We start from the raw sequence: 16,915 nt of genomic DNA, 5'->3' as shown, positions 1-16,915 counted from the left end.
GAAGCGCGTGAAGCGCCCGCGCGGGGCGCTCAGGCGTCGGGGTAGGGATCGGCGATGCCGAGCTCGGCGAGGATGCGGCGCTCCAGCGCCTCCATCGCTTCGGCCTCGCGCGGGTCCTCGTGGTCCATGCCGAGCAGGTGCAGCACGCCGTGCACGGTCAGGTGCGCGTAATGGGCATTGCGCGGCTTGCCCTGCTCCCGCGCCTCGCGCGCCACGACCGGCGCGCAGATCACGATGTCGCCCAGGATCGGCAGGTCCACGCCCTCCGGCAGCTCGGCCGGGAAGCTCAGCACGTTGGTGGCGTAGTCGCGGCCGCGGTAGTGGCGGTTCATCGCCAGCCCCTCGCGCTCGTCGACCAGGCGGATGGCGAGGTCGGCGCGCCTGACCCGGTTGCCCAGCGCCGCGTGCGCCCAGCGCCGGAAGCTCGCCGCCGCCGGCACGCCGGCGCGTGGCAGGCCGTAGCTGATGCAGACGTCGTACTCGTGTCCGGAGCGGCTCATCGCAGTGCGTCCTGCCGCGGCCGGAGCGCGGCGCTGTCGTGTCGGCGCAAGTGTAGGGCCGCGGCCATCCGCTGCGTCACTCGCGGCCGGCGTCATCGCGGGCCTCGTAGGCCCGCACGATCCGCGCCACCAGCGGGTGGCGGACCACGTCGCGCGCGTTGAACAGGGTGAAGGAGATCCCGTCCACGCCCTGCAGCACCTCGAGCGCGTCGCGCAGGCCCGACTTCACGTGGCGCGGCAGGTCGGTCTGGCTGAGGTCGCCGGTCACGACGGCCGTGGTGCCGAAGCCGATGCGGGTCAGGAACATCTTCATCTGCTCGATGGTGGTGTTCTGCGCCTCGTCGAGGATCACGTAGGCGTCGTTGAGCGTGCGTCCGCGCATGTAGGCCAGGGGCGCGATCTCGATCACCGACTTCTCGATCAGCCGCGCGACCTTCTCCACGCCGAGCATCTCGTAGAGCGCGTCGTAGAGCGGGCGCAGGTAGGGATCGACCTTCTGCGAGAGGTCGCCGGGCAGGAAACCGAGCTTCTCGCCGGCCTCGACCGCGGGGCGCACCAGCACGATGCGCTGCACGCGGGACGTGTTCAGCGCCTCGACCGCGCTGGCCACCGCCAGGAAGGTCTTGCCGGTGCCGGCCGGGCCGATGCCGAAGTTGATGTCGTGGGTGGCGATCGCGTGCAGGTACTTCGCCTGGTTGGCGCCGCGGCCCTTGACCGTGCCGCGCTTGACCTTGATCGCCACCTCCTGCGCCTGCGCCGCGGTCTCGGCGGCGAGCTGGTCGAGGTTGGCCTCACCGAGACGGGCGTCGATCTCGTGCGGGGTCAGGGTCTGCTCGCCGGCATCGACATAGAGCTGGCGCAGCAGGCGCTCCCCGGCGAGGGCGGCGTCGGGCTCGCCGATCACCCGGAACACGTTGCCGCGGTTGGCGATCTCGATGCCCATGCGCAGCTCGATCTGGCGCAGGTGCGCGTCGAAGGCGCCGGCGAGGTTGGCGAGGCGCTCGGCGTCGTCGGGCTCGAGCAGGAAATCGCGATGGCTCAGGGATGCGGTCATGGGTCCGCAGATGGGGGCGCGCGCGGCGCTTTTCTACCGATGCCTGCGCAGGACGTGGGCGGCGGCCGCGATCCCGGCGAACAGCAGCAGCTTGCCGACGACCAGCGCCGTCCAGGCCGGCGCGGACGACGCCAGCCGTGTCTCCTGCATGCTCAGCGGCCACACCGCGGCGAGGCAGCAGAGCCCGGCCAGCGCCAGCAGCGCGGCGATCGTCAGGATCCTCGCCCGACGCCATGGCGGGCGTGCCGTGTCCCTCATGCCGCGTCGGCTTCCGGATCGTCGGCAAGACCGACCAGGCGCCCGCGCAGCGAATTGCTCATCACCTCGGTCACCAGCACGTCGACGAAGCGCCCGACCAGCCGCGGATGGCCCGGGAAGTTCACATAGCGCATGTTCTCGGTGCGGCCGCTGATCTCCTCGGCGCGCTTGGGCGAGACCTTCTCCACCAGCACGCGCTGGACCGTGCCCAGCATCGCGTCCGAGATGCGCCGCGCGCTCGCGGTCACCGCCTCCTGCAGGCGGCTCAGCCGCGCGCTCTTCTCGCTCGCCGGGGTGTCGTCGGCCAGAGTGGCCGCAGGCGTGCCGGGACGGGCGGAGAAGATGAAGGAGAACGACTGGTCGAAGCCGATGTCCTCGATCAGCTTCATGGTCCGGTCGAAATCGGCGGCGCTTTCGCCGGGGAAGCCGACGATGAAGTCCGAGGAGATCGAGATGTCAGGGCGCACCGCCCGCAGCCTGCGGATCTTCTGCTTGAACTCCAGCGCCGTGTAGCCGCGCTTCATCGCCGCGAGGATGCGGTCGGAGCCGGCCTGCACCGGCAGGTGCAGGTAATTGGCCAGCTGCGGCACGTCGCGGTAGGCCTCGATCAGCGAGTCGGAGAACTCCAGCGGATGCGAGGTGGTGAAGCGGATGCGGCCGATGCCGGGGATCTGCGCGATCGCCCGGATCAGCAGGCCCAGGTCGGCCGTCTCCTCGGACTCGAACATCGGGCCGCGATAGGCATTGACGTTCTGGCCGAGCAGGTTGACCTCGCGCACGCCCTGCTCGGCGAGGCGGGCGACCTCGGCCAGCACGTCGTCGAACGGCCGGCTGATCTCCTCGCCGCGGGTGTAGGGCACCACGCAGTAGCTGCAGTACTTGCTGCAGCCCTCCATGATCGAGACGAAGGCCGTCGGTCCCTCCGCACGGGGCTCCGGCAGGCGGTCGAACTTCTCGATCTCGGGGAAGGAGATGTCGACCTGCGGCCGTCCGGTCGCGCGCCGCGCGGCGATCAGCTCGGGCAGGCGGTGCAGGGTCTGCGGGCCGAACACCAGGTCCACGAACGGCGCGCGCTTGATGATCGCCTCGCCCTCCTGGCTGGCGACGCAGCCGCCGACGCCGATCAGCACCGGCCGGCCGTCGGCCTTGTACTGCTTCCAGCGGCCGAGCTGCGAGAACACCTTCTCCTGCGCCTTCTCGCGGATCGAGCAGGTGTTGACCAGGATGACGTCGGCCTCGGCCTCGTCCTGGGTCAGTTCCAGGCCGTGGGCGTCGGCGAGGACGTCGGCCATCTTGGCCGAGTCGTACTCGTTCATCTGGCAGCCGTGGGTCTTGACGAAGAGCTTGCCGGCCATGGGGCGTCGCGGGCTCGTGAAGGCGGCCGGATAGTGTAGTGGGACCGTGATCGGCGTCCAAATCCTTCACGCCAAAGGACTTTGCAGCGCGTTGGGGTGCGGTTTACGCTTCGCCGCATGGGGATTCGCGTCGTACTCACGTTGGGCCTGCTCGCCGCGGCCGCGCCGTCCGGCGCCGGTACCCTGTACCGATGCGTCGGCGCCGACGGCGTCAACAACTACAGCAGCAGCCGCATCGCAGGTGCGCAGTGTGCGGTCGTGGCCACCTATTCGCCCGAGCGGTCCGCAGCCGCGGCGCCAGCGGCGGCGCCGGCCGCGAGCGCAAAGCGGGTCGAGTTCCGCACCGCCGACGCGGGGAGCGCCATCCCGGCCGCCCCGGCCTCGACGCCGCCGGGAACCCGGGTCAGCCGCGGCGCCGTCTACCGCTACGAGCGCGACGGCGTCACCCACTACACCAACGTCAAGCCGGCCGGCGTCAGCAGCGCGAGGATGCTGTTCTCCTACGTGGAGACCTGCTTCGCCTGTGCGGCACGGCCGAGCGTCGACTTCGGCAACGTCAGGCTCAACACCACCGCCTTCGCCAGCGAGATCGCAGCGGCCGCGCGCGCCTACGGCGTCGACGAGTCGCTGGTGCGCGCGGTCATCCACGCCGAATCGGCGTTCAATCCGAACGCGCTCTCGCACAAGGGCGCCCAGGGCCTGATGCAGCTGATGCCGCCGACCGCCTCGCGCTTCGGCGTGGTCGATGCCTTCACCCCCGGCGACAACATCCGCGGCGGCGTGCAGTACCTGGCGTGGCTGCTGAAGCGCTTCGACGGCAACATCCGCCTCGCCGCCGCCGGCTACAACGCCGGCGAGGGTGCGGTCGACCGCTACGGCGGCGTCCCGCCCTACGCCGAGACGCAGCGCTACGTCGAGCGCGTCGCCGTGCTGGAGGAGCGCTATCGCCGCAGCGGCGCACCGGCGCCGCTGGCCGCCGGCGCCGTCAGCGCCTCCCTCTGAAGACGGCGCAAGCTCGCCGGCCCGTCGGCCGCCACGCCGCGGGCGGCGACGACCCGCGCGCACCTCACGCTGCCGGCGCGTTGTCGCACGGTTCACGCTTCCGCTAAACTTGCCGGTCTTTGCGGTCGGTCCCCTGCGGAACGTCCGCGGCAGCTAACCAGCCACCTAAGAAAGTCGTTTGCGGAGAGCCGGATGGCACATCCTGGGGTCAACAACGGCCGACGCCGGTTCCTTACTGCCTCCACTGCCGTGGTCGGTGCAGTGGGGGCGGGTTTCGTCGCCACACCGTTCATCAAGTCCTGGCTGCCCAGCGCCAGAACCGAGCTGGCCGGCGCGCCGGCCGACGTGGACATCGGCAAGATCGACAACGAGCCGGGCATGCTGATCCGCGCCGAGTGGCGTGGCCAGCCGATCTTCGTGTTCAAGCGTTCGCAGCAGCAGATCGACGAACTGCCGCAACTGGACGGGCGCCTGGTCGACCCGAACTCGGACAACGCCGACCAGACGCCGGAGTTCGCCAAGAACCCCACGCGCTCGATCCGGCCCGAGATCGGCGTGCTCGTCGGCATCTGCACCCACCTGGGCTGCGTGCCGCTGCACCGTCCGGAAGTGCAGCCGCAGCCGTGGGACGCGAACTGGCAGGGCGGCTTCTTCTGCCCGTGCCACAGCTCGTTCTACGACCTCGCCGGCCGCGTCTACCAGGGCGTGCCGGCTCCGGCGAACCTGCGGGTTCCGCCGTATCGCTTCGAAGGCAACACCAGCGTCGTGATCGGCGAAGCACCTGAAGGAGCCGCGTGATGGCCAAGACCACGCTCAGCAACTACGACGTGCCCAAGGGCGCGAAGGCGCCGGCCGGCTCCGGCATCGTCAGCGCGGTCGGCGAGTGGTTCAACCAGCGCACGCCGGGCCTCGGGCCGTTCTACAAGAAGCACATGTCGGAGTACTACGCTCCGAAGAACTTCAACTTCTGGTACTACTTCGGTTCGCTGGCGCTGCTGGTGCTGGTCAACCAGATCGTGACCGGCATCTTCCTCACGATGCACTACAAGCCCAGCGCCGCCGAGGCGTTCGGTTCCGTCGAGTACATCATGCGCGACGTGCCGTGGGGCTGGCTGATCCGCTACATGCACTCGACCGGCGCGTCGATGTTCTTCGTGGTGGTGTACCTGCACATGTTCCGCGGCCTGATCTACGGCTCGGGCAAGAAGCCGCGCGAGCTGGTGTGGCTGATCGGCATGCTGATCTTCCTGGCGCTGATGGCCGAGGCGTTCTTCGGCTACATCCTGCCGTGGGGCAACATGAGCTATCACGGCGCGCAGGTGATCATCAACCTGTTCGGCTCGATCCCGTTCGGCATCGGCGAGCCGCTGACCGAGTTCATCCGCGGCGACTTCGTCGTCGGCGACGCAACCCTCAACCGCTTCTTCGCGCTGCACGTCATCGCCCTGCCGCTGGTGCTGCTGCTGCTGGTGGTGCTGCACCTGGGCGCGCTGCACGAGGTGGGTTCGAACAATCCCGACGGCATCGACATCAAGAAGGTGAAGGACGAGCAGGGCCGGCCGCGCGATGGCATCCCGTTCCACCCGTACTACACGGTCAAGGACATGTTCGGGGTGGCGTTCTTCCTCACCCTGTGCGCCTTCGTGATCTTCTACGCGCCGACGATGGGCGGGCTGTTCCTCGAGCCGCCGAACTTCAGCGCCGCCAATCCGCTGGTGACGCCGGACCACATCGCGCCGGTGTGGTACTTCACGCCCTTCTACGCGATGCTCCGCGCGGTTCCGTCCTTCTTCGGCACCGCCATCTGGGGCGTGCTGGTGATGGGTGCGGCGGTGATCATCCTGTTCTTCGTGCCGTGGCTGGACCGCAGCACCGTCCGCTCGATCCGCTACCGCGGCCTGCTGTCGAAGGTGCTGATCGGGCTGTTCGTGGTGTCCTTCGGCGTGCTCGGCTACCTCGGCATGGTCACCGGTTCGGACCTGCGCACGCTCACCGCGCGCATCCTCACCGTGTACTACTTCGCCTTTTTCCTCTCGATGCCGTTCTGGTCGGCGATCGATCGCACCAAGCCGGTTCCGGAGCGAGTCCCCGAGCATGACTAAGCCCAGCATCTTCGCCAGGCGCCTGTTCGCCGCCGCCGTCCTCCTCGTCGCCATCCCGTTCGCGCAGGCAGCGGACGAGCATGGCGTGCACTTCGAGGCGGCCGGCACCGACATCAACAACCAGGCTTCGCTGCAGCGCGGCGCCGCCCTGTTCATGAACTACTGCTCGGGCTGCCATTCGCTCAAGTACCAGCGCTACTCGCGGCTGGCCGAAGACCTCGGGCTGTCGGAGGAGCAGGTCGAGCAGAACCTGAACTTTGCCGGCGTGCAGCTGGGCGAGGTGATCAACACCGGCGTCGCCGTCGACCAGGGCAACGCCTGGTTCGGCAAGGCACCGCCGGACCTGTCGCTGAGCGCGCGCGAGCGCGGGGTCGACTGGATCTACGCCTACCTGAAGTCCTTCTACATCGACGAGACGCGGCCAGTCGGCTGGAACAACTCGGTGTTCCCGGGGGCATCGATGCCGAACCCGCTGTGGGAGCTGCAGGGCGTCCAGCGCGCGCACATGAACGAGGAAGGCCATGTCGAAGGCCTGGAGCTGGTCCAGGAAGGTCGCCTCAGCGAGCGCGAGTTCAACCAGGTTGCCCGCGACATCACCGCGTTCCTGGAGTACGTCGGCGAGCCGGCGGCGCTGAAGCGCTCCTCGCTGGGGTTGTGGGTGCTGTTCTTCCTGCTGGTCCTGACCGGGCTGACCTACCTGCTCAAGAAAGAGTTCTGGAAGGACGTGCATTGAGGCCGTCCCCGGCCGCACCGGCGGGCGCGCGTCTCGACGACGCGCCTGCAGTGCGCCGGCAGGCGGGGCGCCGATCGCGTTCCGTGCTTCATCACGCCCGGGCCGGCTTGACGTCGCCCGGGCGTTTTTTTCACCCTTGCGCGACTGTCACGACCGCAGGCACCGGGCCTGCGGCGATCTGTGTCCGGGTCGGGCCCGGCGGAGCTGATGATGATGGCCACGAGTCCGCGACTGCGTAATTCGCTCACCCTGTTCTCCGGTCGCGACTGCGTCGTCAGCCACCGCGTGCGGATGGTGCTGGCGGCCAAGGGCGTGACCTGCGACATCGTGCTGGTGGATCCGTCGCATCCGCCGGAGGACCTGGTCGAGCTCAACCCCTACCAGTCGGTGCCGACCCTGGTCGAGCGCGACCTGGTGCTGTACGCCGCATCGGTCGTGACCGAATACCTGGACGAGCGCTATCCGCATCCGCCGCTCATGCCGATCGACCCGCTGGCGCGCGCCCGCATCCGGCTGACCACGCTGCGCCAGGAGCACGACTGGGTGCCCCACGTGCAGGCGATCCAGCACGGCAACAGACAGCAGGCGGAGTTCGCCCGCAAGCGCCTGCGCGAGCTCCTGCTCGACGCGCTGCCCGTGTTCAAGATGTCCAAGTTCTTCCTCAACGCCGAGATGAGCCTGGCCGACTGCGCGGTGGCGCCGATCATCTGGCGGCTCGAGGCGCTCGGCATCGCGCTGCCGAAGGAGGCCAAGGCGATCGAGGATTACGGGCAGCGGATCTTCCGCAGCCCGGGTTTCGCGCGCAGCCTGACCGCCGAGGAACGCGCGCTGCGCGAGCTGCCGACGTGAGCGCGCCGCGGATGACGTCCAACCGTCCCTACCTGCTGCGTGCGCTGTACGAGTGGATCGTCGACAACGACATGACCCCCTACCTGCTCGTCGATGCGACGCGTGAGGGTGTGCAGGTGCCGCCGTCGGCGATCAAGGACGAGCGGGTCGTGCTCAACATCGCGCCGCGCGCGGTCGGCCACTTGGAGCTCGGCGACGCCGAGGTGTCGTTCATGGCCCGCTTCGGAGGGGTGAGCCAGCCGGTGCGGGCGCCGGTGGCGGCGGTCGTGGCCATCTACGCGCAGGAGACGGGGCAGGGCATGGTGCTGCCCGAGGATGCCAACGCCGCCGAGTCGGCGCCGGTGGCGGAGCCCGCGGACGCCGCGCTGCGCAGGCGCCCCGAGCTGGCGGTGGCATCGCGCTCGGAGGAGCCCGACGCTGCGGACGGCGACGCGGACGCAGAAGGGCGCGATGAAGACGGCGATGGCGACGACACGCCGCCGCCGCGTCGCGGCGCCCACCTCAGGATCGTGAAATAGCGCCCCAGGTCCCGGTGCGGGCGGTCGGGTGCAGTATGTTGCCGCCGCCTTCGTCGTCGCGCGGCGCGGGTCCGGCCAGTTCCTGGAGCTCGGTGCCGAGCAGCACGATGCGGCCGCGCCGGCGATCCTCGCCGTCGCGCGAATAGTCGAAGTGGTAGCGGCGCTCGACGCGGAGCCAGCCGTTGCCGCCGCGGCGCAGCCGGAGCCCGGCGAACTGGACGGTCTGGTCCAGCCACTGCACGTCGGCGGCGGCGCAGGCGTTGCGGCCGAAGCCGATCGCCGCCTCCGCGGCTGCGCGGTGCGCCGACCAGAATCCGGCGACGGCGGCGAAGATCAGCAGGACGGCGAGGGTGGTGGCCATCGCGCGAGTGTGGGGACGACGGCGCGGCCGCACAAGCGCGACGCGATCGGCTCGCCCGCCCTCAGTCGCGCACCAGCTTCAGCGACAGGTCGACCGCGCGCACGTGTTTGGTCAGCGCGCCGACCGAGATGAAATCGACGCCGGTCTCGGCGATGGCGCGGACCGTTTCCAGCGAGACGCTGCCCGAGACCTCGAGCGGGATCCGGCCCGCGGCGCGACGGACCGCCTCGCGCATGTCCGCGAGCGCGAAGTCGTCGAGCAGGATGCGCTCGCAGCCCACCGCCAGCGCCTCGTCCAGCTCGTCGAGCGTCTCCACCTCCACGATCAGCGGCAGCCCGGGTGCATGCGCGCGCGCCGCGCCCGCCGCGGCGGCGATGGAGCCGGCGGCGTGCACGTGGTTCTCCTTGAGCATGAAGGCGTCGAACAGACCGATGCGGTGGTTGTGGCCGCCGCCCGCGCGGACCGCGTACTTCTGCGCCAGGCGCAGGCCCGGCAGGGTCTTGCGGGTGTCGAGGATGCGCGCGCGGGTGCCGGCGACGGCGTCGACGTAGCGCGCCGCGGCGGTCGCGGTGCCGCTCAGGGTCTGCAGGAAATTGAGCGCGCTGCGCTCGGCGCTGAGCAGGGCGCGGGTGCGGCCGTGGACGAGTGCGACCACGGTGCCGGCCTCGATCCGGTCGCCATCCTCCTGCCGCCACTCGAACCGCGCCTCCGGGTCCAGCGCGCGGATGCAGCCCTCGAACCAGGGCCGCCCGGCGAGCACCGCCGATTCCTTGCACAGCAGGCGCGCCCTGGCGGCGACGTCGGCGACCAGGCCGGCGGTGACGTCGCCCGTGCCGATGTCCTCGGCCAAGGCGCGCTCGACATCGCGCGCCACCATGGCGGCATCGACCGTCTGCAGCACGCGCGCGACCCTAGCGCAGGCCGTCGATCTGGGTCGCGGCGATGCCCTCGTCGGCAAGCAGCACCGGGATGCCGTCGTCGACGCGGTAGAGGATCTTGCGGTCGCGGGTGATCAGGCCTTCCCGCAGCGGCGCGGCCTGCGCCTCGCCGTCGACGCGGCGCACGCCGCCGGCGGCGATCGCGCGGTTGACGGCCCCCAGATCCTCGGCGCCCAGCGGCGCCAGGGGCTGCCGGGTCTGCGGGCAGCACAGCAGGTCGAGAAGGCGGCGATCCATCGTGCGAGAAGCCTTGGGTCTGTCGAAACCCCGCTAGAATACGCTTTTGCGTCTCGGCCTCGCCAATGGGCAACAGCGATACATCCAAGCCGCTGGTCGGCGTCGTCATGGGCTCGCGCAGCGACTGGGACACCATGTCGCACGCCGTGTCCCGCCTGGAAACCCTCGGTGTCGCGCACGAAGTGCAGGTGGTTTCCGCGCACCGTACCCCCGACCTCCTGTTCGACTACGCGGCCTCCGCGCGCGACCGCGGGCTGCGCGCGATCATCGCCGGGGCCGGCGGCGCCGCGCACCTGCCGGGCATGCTCGCCGCGAAGACCCCGCTGCCGGTGCTCGGCGTCCCGGTGAAGAGCCGCGCGCTCAATGGCCTGGATTCGCTGCTGTCGATCGTGCAGATGCCGGCGGGGATCCCGGTGGCGACCTTCGCCATCGGCGACGCAGGCGCGGCGAACGCGGCGCTGTTCGCCGCGTCCCTGCTGGCGGCGGACCATCCCGCGATCGCGCAGGCGCTGGACGCGTTCCGCGCGCGCCAGACCGAGGACGTGCTGGCGCAGCCCGATCCACGCCCGGGCGCGCTGCCGTGAGCCGCATCGGCATCCTCGGCGGTGGGCAGCTTGCGCGCATGCTGGTGCTTGCCGGCGCTCCGCTGGGCCTGCGCTTCCTGGTGCTCGATGCCGCCGAGGGCGCCTGCGCGGCCGAGCTCGCACCGCAGCTGAAGGCGGATTACCGGGACGAGGAGGCGCTCGCGCGCTTCGCCGGGGAGGTCGACGTCGCCACTTTCGACTTCGAGAACGTGCCCGCGGACTCGGCCGAATGGCTGGCGACACGGGTGCCGGTGCATCCGGCGCCGCGGGCGCTCGCGGTCGCGCAGGACCGGATGGCCGAGAAGACGCTTTTCAGCGAGCTGGGCATCCCGGTGCCGCCGTTCGCGCCGGTCGATTCGCGGCGGTCGCTCGACGCGGCGCTGGCGCATGTGGGCGTTCCGGCGATCCTGAAGACGCGTCGCTTCGGCTACGACGGTAAGGGCCAGTTCCGCCTGCGTTCCGGCGCCGATGCGGACGCCGCCTGGGCGGCGCTCGGGGCGGCGCAGGGCGGATTGATCCTGGAAGGCTTCGTGCCCTTCGACCGCGAGATCTCGGTGGTGGCGGTGCGCGGTCGCGACGGCGCCTTCCGCGCCTGGCCGATCGGCGAGAACTGGCACGTCGACGGCGTCCTCTCGGCCACGCTCGCGCCCGCCGTCGTGGATGCGGCGCTGGCGCGGCGGGCGCTCGACCATGCGCGCCGGGTGGCGGAGGCGGTCGACTACGTCGGCGTCTTCGCGCTCGAGCTGTTCGTGCGCGATGGCGAAGTCCTCGCCAACGAGATGGCCCCGCGGGTCCACAACTCCGGGCACTGGACGATCGAGGGCGCGGAGACCTCGCAGTTCGAGAACCACCTGCGCGCGGTCCTCGGCCTGCCGCTGGGCGCGGTCGACGCGCGCGGCTGGAGCTGCATGCTGAACTGGATCGGTGCGATGCCGACGCGCGATGCCGTGCTGGCGGAGCCCGGCGGGCACTGGCACGACTACGGCAAGACTCCTCGCGTCGGGCGCAAGGTCGGGCACGCCACGCTGCGTGCGGAGACGCCGGAAGCCCTGGCGGCCGTGCTCGAGCGCGTAGGCCGGGCGCTGGCGCGCGAGGCGCAGGTCGCGCCGGTCCTGGCGCGGCTGCGCAGCTAGGTCGGATCCTCGAAACGGGCGCTGGCGAAGCGCCAGTTCGCCCGCGCCCAGAACGCGGCGAGCCAGCCGGCGCGGTCGCCATGATGGTCGAGGTAGTGGGCGTGCTCCCACAGGTCGCAGGCCAGCAGCGGCCAGTCGGCTCCGGTCAGCGGTGTCGCCGCGTTCGCGGTGACCAGGACGCCGAGGCGGCCGTCGGGCCGCCGCACCAGCCACAGCCAGCCGCCGCCGAACAGGGCCGCATTGCGCTGGACGAAGGTCTCGCGCAGCGCCTCGAGGCCGCCGAAGTCGCGATCGATGGCGGCGCGCAGCGCGCCCTCGGGCTCGCTGCGCTGCGGAGACAGGCACTTCCAGAAGAATTCGTGGTGCCAGACTTCCGCGGCGAGCTGCTGGATCCGTCCCTGGCGGCCGCGGACCAGGTCAATCAGCTCCTCCGGCCCGGCCTCGTCGTCCGCGGACTCCGCCGGCGTCGCCGTCAGCTGGGCATTGAGCTGCGCGACCAGGTCGCGATAGTGCTCGCCGTGGTGCGCCTCGAGCGCGGGCACCGAGATCTGCGGCTGGAGGGCGTCGGTGGCGTAGGGCAGCGGCTTGGCGGTGAAGGACATGCGGGAAGTGCCGGAGGCGACATGGGGCGTGGCGCTACAATGATGCCTTTCCGCGGCCGCCCCCGGCGATCCTGCGCGCACGCGCAGCCGGAACGGCGGCGCATCCCCCGAGTTCACATGCGGCATCGTCGCCTCGCGGCGGCCGCTCGTCGAGGAGACGAAAGCCAATGAGCGTCATCGAGCGAATCCAGGGCGAGGTGCAGTCGCACCCGATCGTGCTGTTCATGAAGGGGACGCCGCAGTTCCCGATGTGCGGGTTCTCCAGCCGTACGGTGCAGGCGCTGAAGGCAGCCGGCGCCAAGGGCTTCCACTCGGTCAACGTGCTCGAGGATCCCGAGATCCGCGCCAGCCTGCCGCGCTTCTCCAACTGGCCGACCTTTCCCCAGCTCTTCATCAACGGCGAGCTGATCGGTGGCTGCGACATCACGCTGGAGCTGCACGACAGCGGCGAGCTGGCGCGCATGGTCGCCGACGCGCAGGGCGACTGAGGATGTCGGAGGCTGCAACGGGCCGGGGCGCAGGCGTCCTCGCCGACCGCGTGGTGCTGGTCACCGGGGCGAACGGCGGGCTCGGCGAGGCGGCCGCGCGCGCCTGCGCGCAGGCAGGCGCGACCGTGGTGCTCCTCGGCCGCCGCGTCCCCAGGCTCAACAAGCTCTACGACATCCTGGCGACGCTCGGGCCCGAGCCGGCTGCCTATCCGCTCGACATGGAGGGCGCCGGGCCAGAGGACTACGCCCAGCTCGCGACCTCGCTCGAGTCGCAGCTCGGCCGGCTCGACGGCATCCTGCATGCCGCGCTGGCGTTCAAGGGGCTGACGCCTCTCGCCAACACCGATCCGCTGGAGTTCGCGCGCGAGATCCACGTCAACCTGACCGCGCCGATGCTCCTGACCCAGGCCTGCCTGCCGCTGCTCCGGCGTGCGCCGGACGCGGCCGTGGTGTTCGTGCTCGACGATCTGGAGCGGATCGGTCGCGCCTACTGGGGCGGCTATGCCGTCGCCAAGCACGGCCTGCTGGGCCTGATGCGCGTGCTCCACGACGAGACCGAGCAGGGCGGTGTGCGCGTATCGGCGCTGGAGCCGGGCCCCATGCGCAGCGGCTTCCGGGCGAAAGCCTTCATGGAGAGCGCGCTGCGCGACATCCCGGCGCCGACCGCCTACGCGGCGGCCTGCGTCGAGCTGCTGTCCCCGGCGGGGGCGAGCCATCGCGGCGCCGTGCACCGGGTGCGCGCGGACGCCTGAGCGTCCGTCGCCGGCCGGGCATGGTCGGTGTAAAGGAATTGTAACGAGCCCCCGTTACAGTGTTAAAATCTGATTAACCACACGCGCCGCAACAGCACCGCCGTGTGGCAGGGATTTCGCTGCGTCTCCGGGATGACCGCGCTGGTCATCGGTCGCCAGTGGCTGCGCATTGCCACACCGCCATCTCGTTTCACCACTCCCACGGGGCTTCACCAATGATGAATCGCAAGCAGGTACGTCTCTCGCGCCTGTCACTCGGTCTGCTCGCCGCTCTCGCGGCCGCGCCGTCCTTCGCACAGCAGACCTCCGCCGGCCTCGGCGGCGTCGTCACCGACGGCACCGGCGCGCCGGTCAGCAATGCCCAGGTCACCATCCTGCACGCGCCGTCGGGCACCACCAGCAACGCGACGACGGACGCCAGCGGCCGCTACTCCGCGCGCGGCCTGCGCGTCGGCGGTCCCTACACGGTCACCATCGTCAAGAACGGCCAGACCGAGATCCGCGAGAACGTCTACCTGAACATCGGCGACATCGCCAACGTCAGCGCCCAGATCGGCGCGGCGCAGACGCTGGACGCCATCACCGTCGTCGGCACCTCGGTCGGTTCCGAAGTGTTCTCGCCGGACAAGATGGGCACCGGCACCGACGTCAACCGCGAGACGATCGAGACGCTGCCTTCGGCGAACGCCAACATCCAGGACTACATGCGCCTCGACCCGCGCGTGGCCTTCATCGACCGCGCCTCGGGCAGCATCAGCGCCGGCGGCCAGAACCCGCGTTACAACGCGATCCGCATCGACGGCGTCTCCGCCAGCGACACCTTCGGCCTGGAAGGCAACAACATGCCGACCCGCCGCCAGCCGGTCGCCATGGAAGCCATCGAGGCGATCAACGTCGACCTCGCCAACTACGACGTTACCATCACCGGCGCCACCGGCGCGGTCGTCGACGCCGTCACCAAGTCGGGCACCAACGAGTTCCACGGCTCGGTCTACGGGACCTATCGCGATGGCGACTGGTTCGGCAGCGACCCGGACGGCGATGAGTTCAACGGCTTCACCGAGGAAGAGAACTACGGCGTGACCCTCGGCGGCCCGCTGGTCAAGGACCGCCTGTTCTTCTTCGCCAACTATGACAAGTTCACCCAGTCGGCGCCGGGCGTCGACCTCAACGGCACCGCGCTGGGCCAGTCCGACTCCGACTTCACCCTGGATGACGTCGCCGAGGCGCAGCAGATCGCCCAGGAGTACGGCTTCGACGCCGGTACGCTCGAGAGCGACAGCGACACCGACCTCGAGGAATACGCGCTGAAGCTGGACTGGAACATCAGCGACAACCATCGCGCCAGCCTGCGCTACAGCAACCTCGAGCAGAGCAAGCTGCGCATCAACGGCACCGGCACCAGCACGGCCTCGCTGAGCTCCTACTGGTACCAGCACGACAAGACCGTCGAGAGCTACGTCGGCCAGCTCTTCAGCGACTGGACCGACACCTTCTCGACCGAGTTCAAGGCGTCCTACCGCGACTACTCGGCAGTCCGCGTCATCCCGACCAATGCGCCGAGCGTGCGCATCTACTTCGGCGGCACCGAGGACGCGCCGAGCGGCGACTCGCTGTACCTCGGCACCGAGACGAATTCGCAGGCCAACGTGCTGCAGACCGAGACCTGGGACTTCTTCGGCGCCGGCACGCTCACGCTGGGCGACCACGACGTCAAGTTCGGTGCGGACTACAGCAGCAACGACATCTACAACCTGTACGGGCCGCAGGTGTTCGGCGTGTACACGTTCTACGGCCTGGACAACTTCCGCAACGGCATCTGGGACACCTACAACCTGCGCACCCCGCAGGCCGGCGAGTCGCTGGATTCCATCGCGGCGGTCTACAAGTACGAGAAGCTCGGCCTGTTCGTGCAGGACCAGTGGTACGTCAACAACAACCTGACCCTGACCTTCGGCCTGCGCGCCGACCGTCCGGAGGTCGCCGACGACCCGCAGTACAACGACGAGGCCTACGAGGCCTTCGGCTACGACAACAGCGAGATCCTTTCGGGCGATTTCCTGATCCAGCCGCGCTTCGGCTTCAACTACATGTTCGACACCGAGCGCCCGACCCAGCTGCGCGGCGGTTTCGGTCTGTTCCAGGGTGAGTCGCCGCAGGTGTGGCTGAGCAACAGCTTCAGCACCACCGGCTACAACTACATCCAGTACCAGGAGTTCGACTACGACCCGAGCCTGGCGTTCGATCCCGACGGCGGCAGCCAGCCCGTCCCGGCGGACCCGGCCTCGCAGCTGATGAACGTCAACTTCACCACGACCGACCTCGACCTGCCGTCGGTGTGGAAGGCGAATCTCGCGTTCGATCACGAGCTGCCGTGGAACGGTGTTGTCGCGTCGGCGGAGCTGCTCGTCACCGAGGTGAAGGACGGCCTGTACTACCGCAGCCTCAACCTGGGCGACAGCACGATCACCGGCCAGGACGGGCGCGACCTGTTCTGGAACCCGGAAACCGCGGGTCGCTACGGCTCGGGCGATGCCCGCTACCTCCGCAACCGCGAGTTCGGCGATGTCTACCTCCTCGACAACACCGACGAGGGCAGCACCCGCCAGATGACGGTGTCGCTGAGCAAGCCGGCGTCGGCGGAGAGCGACTGGTCGTGGACGCTGGGCTACACCTACACCGATGCGGAAGAGGTCGGCACCCTGACCAGCTCCACCGCGGGCTCGGGCTGGGGCTACCAGTACGCCTTCAACGCCAACGATCCGACCGTCAACACGGCCCGCTACGAGATCAAGGATCGTCTCAGCGGTTCGCTGAGCTGGAAGCACGCCTTCTTCGGTGACTACGAGACCAGCGTCGGCCTGTTCTACGAAGGCCGCAGCGGGCGCCCCTACAGCTTCGTGTACGGCAACGACATGAACGGCGACGGCCGCAGCGGCAACGACCTGTTCTACGTCCCCGCCGGCCCGGGCGACGTGCTGTTCGGCAGCTTCGACACCAGCGGCGCGTTCGTGGCGGACCCGGAGATGGAGGCGGAGTTCTTCGAGTGGCTCAACAACAATCCTGATCTGGCGCGCTATGCTGGCCGGGCCGCACCCGCCAACTCGGCCCGCGCCGACTGGGTGAACCTGTTCGACGTGCGCATCAGCCAGGAGCTGCCGGGCTTCTTCGCCGGGCACAAGTCGGAGATCTGGCTCGACATCCAGAACGTCGGCAACCTGATCAACTCCGACTGGGGCCACGTCTACGACTACGGCTTCTACGCCAACAACCGCGTCGCCGACATGATCGGCATCGTCGACGGCAAGTACGTCTACGACTTCGACGGCGCGGACGATCCGAGCGTCGCCAACAGCGATGCGGACGGCTTCGACACCGGCGTGTCGCAGTGGTCGGCCCAGATCGGTTTCCGCTACCGCTTCTGATCGACAGCCTCGGCAGTACCCGAA

General features: G+C 69.8%; 19 protein-coding genes. 11 read left to right on the top strand and 8 right to left on the bottom strand.

Annotated elements, in window-relative coordinates:
- Window positions 1–29 precede the first annotated feature (29 nt).
- From ybeY to miaB, 4 genes are all read right to left on the bottom strand, one after another.
- Window positions 30–500, bottom strand: a complete 471-nt coding sequence (ybeY, locus tag KB893_RS06010; protein ID WP_211927534.1) for an rRNA maturation RNase YbeY — start codon at window positions 498–500, stop codon at window positions 30–32.
- 76 nt (window positions 501–576) lie between these two features.
- Entirely contained in the window at window positions 577–1,554 is a 978-nt protein-coding gene (locus tag KB893_RS06005) for a PhoH family protein (protein WP_211927535.1), read from the bottom strand.
- A 33-nt stretch (window positions 1,555–1,587) separates the two neighbouring features.
- Entirely contained in the window at window positions 1,588–1,812 is a 225-nt protein-coding gene (locus KB893_RS06000) for a hypothetical protein (protein ID WP_211927536.1), read from the bottom strand.
- Window positions 1,809–3,167 (bottom strand): tRNA (N6-isopentenyl adenosine(37)-C2)-methylthiotransferase MiaB, encoded by a 1,359-nt coding sequence (gene miaB, locus KB893_RS05995; protein ID WP_211927537.1) that lies wholly within the window; start codon window positions 3,165–3,167, stop codon window positions 1,809–1,811. Before miaB ends, KB893_RS06000 begins: the two co-directional genes overlap by 4 nt.
- Before the next feature lie 117 nt (window positions 3,168–3,284).
- Here miaB and KB893_RS05990 point away from each other — a divergent pair, with 117 nt between their 5' ends.
- The 6 genes from KB893_RS05990 to KB893_RS05965 all read left to right on the top strand — a co-directional run bounded on the left by KB893_RS05990 (window position 3,285) and on the right by KB893_RS05965 (window position 8,371).
- The gene (locus KB893_RS05990; RefSeq protein WP_213173549.1) at window positions 3,285–4,169 is read left to right on the top strand and encodes a lytic transglycosylase domain-containing protein; all 885 of its coding nucleotides are present in this window, start codon (window positions 3,285–3,287) and stop codon (window positions 4,167–4,169) included.
- 192 nt (window positions 4,170–4,361) lie between these two features.
- A complete protein-coding gene (gene petA, locus KB893_RS05985; protein WP_211927539.1) occupies window positions 4,362–4,967 on the top strand; it encodes a ubiquinol-cytochrome c reductase iron-sulfur subunit in 606 nt (201 codons plus the stop codon).
- Window positions 4,967–6,271: a cytochrome b gene (locus KB893_RS05980; protein WP_213173548.1), complete on the top strand. Its 1,305-nt coding sequence runs from the start codon at window positions 4,967–4,969 to the stop codon at window positions 6,269–6,271. Before petA ends, KB893_RS05980 begins: the two co-directional genes overlap by 1 nt.
- On the top strand, window positions 6,264–7,004 hold the full coding sequence (locus KB893_RS05975; RefSeq protein ID WP_211927545.1) for a cytochrome c1: 741 nt from the start codon (window positions 6,264–6,266) through the stop codon (window positions 7,002–7,004). The genes KB893_RS05980 and KB893_RS05975 overlap by 8 nt, the downstream gene beginning before the upstream one ends.
- A 213-nt stretch (window positions 7,005–7,217) precedes the next feature.
- Window positions 7,218–7,853 (top strand): glutathione S-transferase N-terminal domain-containing protein, encoded by a 636-nt coding sequence (locus tag KB893_RS05970; protein ID WP_211927546.1) that lies wholly within the window; start codon window positions 7,218–7,220, stop codon window positions 7,851–7,853.
- An 11-nt stretch (window positions 7,854–7,864) separates the two neighbouring features.
- Window positions 7,865–8,371, top strand: a complete 507-nt coding sequence (locus tag KB893_RS05965; protein ID WP_211927555.1) for a ClpXP protease specificity-enhancing factor — start codon at window positions 7,865–7,867, stop codon at window positions 8,369–8,371.
- On the opposite strand, the gene KB893_RS05960 is transcribed toward KB893_RS05965, so the two are convergent.
- From KB893_RS05960 to KB893_RS05950, 3 genes are all read right to left on the bottom strand, one after another.
- A complete protein-coding gene (locus KB893_RS05960; RefSeq protein WP_211927547.1) occupies window positions 8,355–8,732 on the bottom strand; it encodes a DUF3301 domain-containing protein in 378 nt (125 codons plus the stop codon). The two genes, KB893_RS05965 and KB893_RS05960, sit on opposite strands and share 17 nt — an antisense overlap.
- Window positions 8,733–8,793: 61 nt before the next feature.
- Window positions 8,794–9,609, bottom strand: coding sequence for a carboxylating nicotinate-nucleotide diphosphorylase (gene nadC, locus KB893_RS05955; protein WP_211927556.1), 816 nt, complete (start codon window positions 9,607–9,609; stop codon window positions 8,794–8,796).
- 34 nt (window positions 9,610–9,643) lie between these two features.
- Entirely contained in the window at window positions 9,644–9,907 is a 264-nt protein-coding gene (locus KB893_RS05950; protein ID WP_211927548.1) for a Trm112 family protein, read from the bottom strand.
- Window positions 9,908–9,972: 65 nt separating this feature from the next.
- Between KB893_RS05950 and purE the strand changes: the two genes are divergently transcribed.
- Both purE and KB893_RS05940 read left to right on the top strand, forming a co-directional pair.
- Window positions 9,973–10,491, top strand: coding sequence for a 5-(carboxyamino)imidazole ribonucleotide mutase (gene purE, locus KB893_RS05945; RefSeq protein ID WP_211927549.1), 519 nt, complete (start codon window positions 9,973–9,975; stop codon window positions 10,489–10,491).
- Entirely contained in the window at window positions 10,488–11,624 is a 1,137-nt protein-coding gene (locus KB893_RS05940) for a 5-(carboxyamino)imidazole ribonucleotide synthase (protein WP_211927550.1), read from the top strand. Before purE ends, KB893_RS05940 begins: the two co-directional genes overlap by 4 nt.
- On the opposite strand, the gene KB893_RS05935 is transcribed toward KB893_RS05940, so the two are convergent.
- On the bottom strand, window positions 11,621–12,226 hold the full coding sequence (locus KB893_RS05935; RefSeq protein ID WP_211927551.1) for a superoxide dismutase: 606 nt from the start codon (window positions 12,224–12,226) through the stop codon (window positions 11,621–11,623). The genes KB893_RS05940 and KB893_RS05935 overlap by 4 nt on opposite strands.
- A 167-nt stretch (window positions 12,227–12,393) precedes the next feature.
- Between KB893_RS05935 and grxD the strand changes: the two genes are divergently transcribed.
- The 3 genes from grxD to KB893_RS05920 all read left to right on the top strand — a co-directional run bounded on the left by grxD (window position 12,394) and on the right by KB893_RS05920 (window position 16,891).
- Entirely contained in the window at window positions 12,394–12,714 is a 321-nt protein-coding gene (grxD, locus tag KB893_RS05930; protein ID WP_211927552.1) for a Grx4 family monothiol glutaredoxin, read from the top strand.
- 2 nt (window positions 12,715–12,716) lie between these two features.
- Entirely contained in the window at window positions 12,717–13,466 is a 750-nt protein-coding gene (locus tag KB893_RS05925; protein ID WP_211927553.1) for an SDR family NAD(P)-dependent oxidoreductase, read from the top strand.
- Window positions 13,467–13,681: 215 nt separating this feature from the next.
- Window positions 13,682–16,891, top strand: coding sequence for a TonB-dependent receptor (locus KB893_RS05920; RefSeq protein ID WP_213173547.1), 3,210 nt, complete (start codon window positions 13,682–13,684; stop codon window positions 16,889–16,891).
- Window positions 16,892–16,915 lie beyond the last annotated feature (24 nt).

It is taken from the genome of Coralloluteibacterium stylophorae (assembly GCF_018122625.2).
Taxonomy (GTDB): domain Bacteria; phylum Pseudomonadota; class Gammaproteobacteria; order Xanthomonadales; family Xanthomonadaceae; genus Coralloluteibacterium; species Coralloluteibacterium stylophorae.
This window is presented reverse-complemented; position numbering and strand designations above follow the sequence as displayed.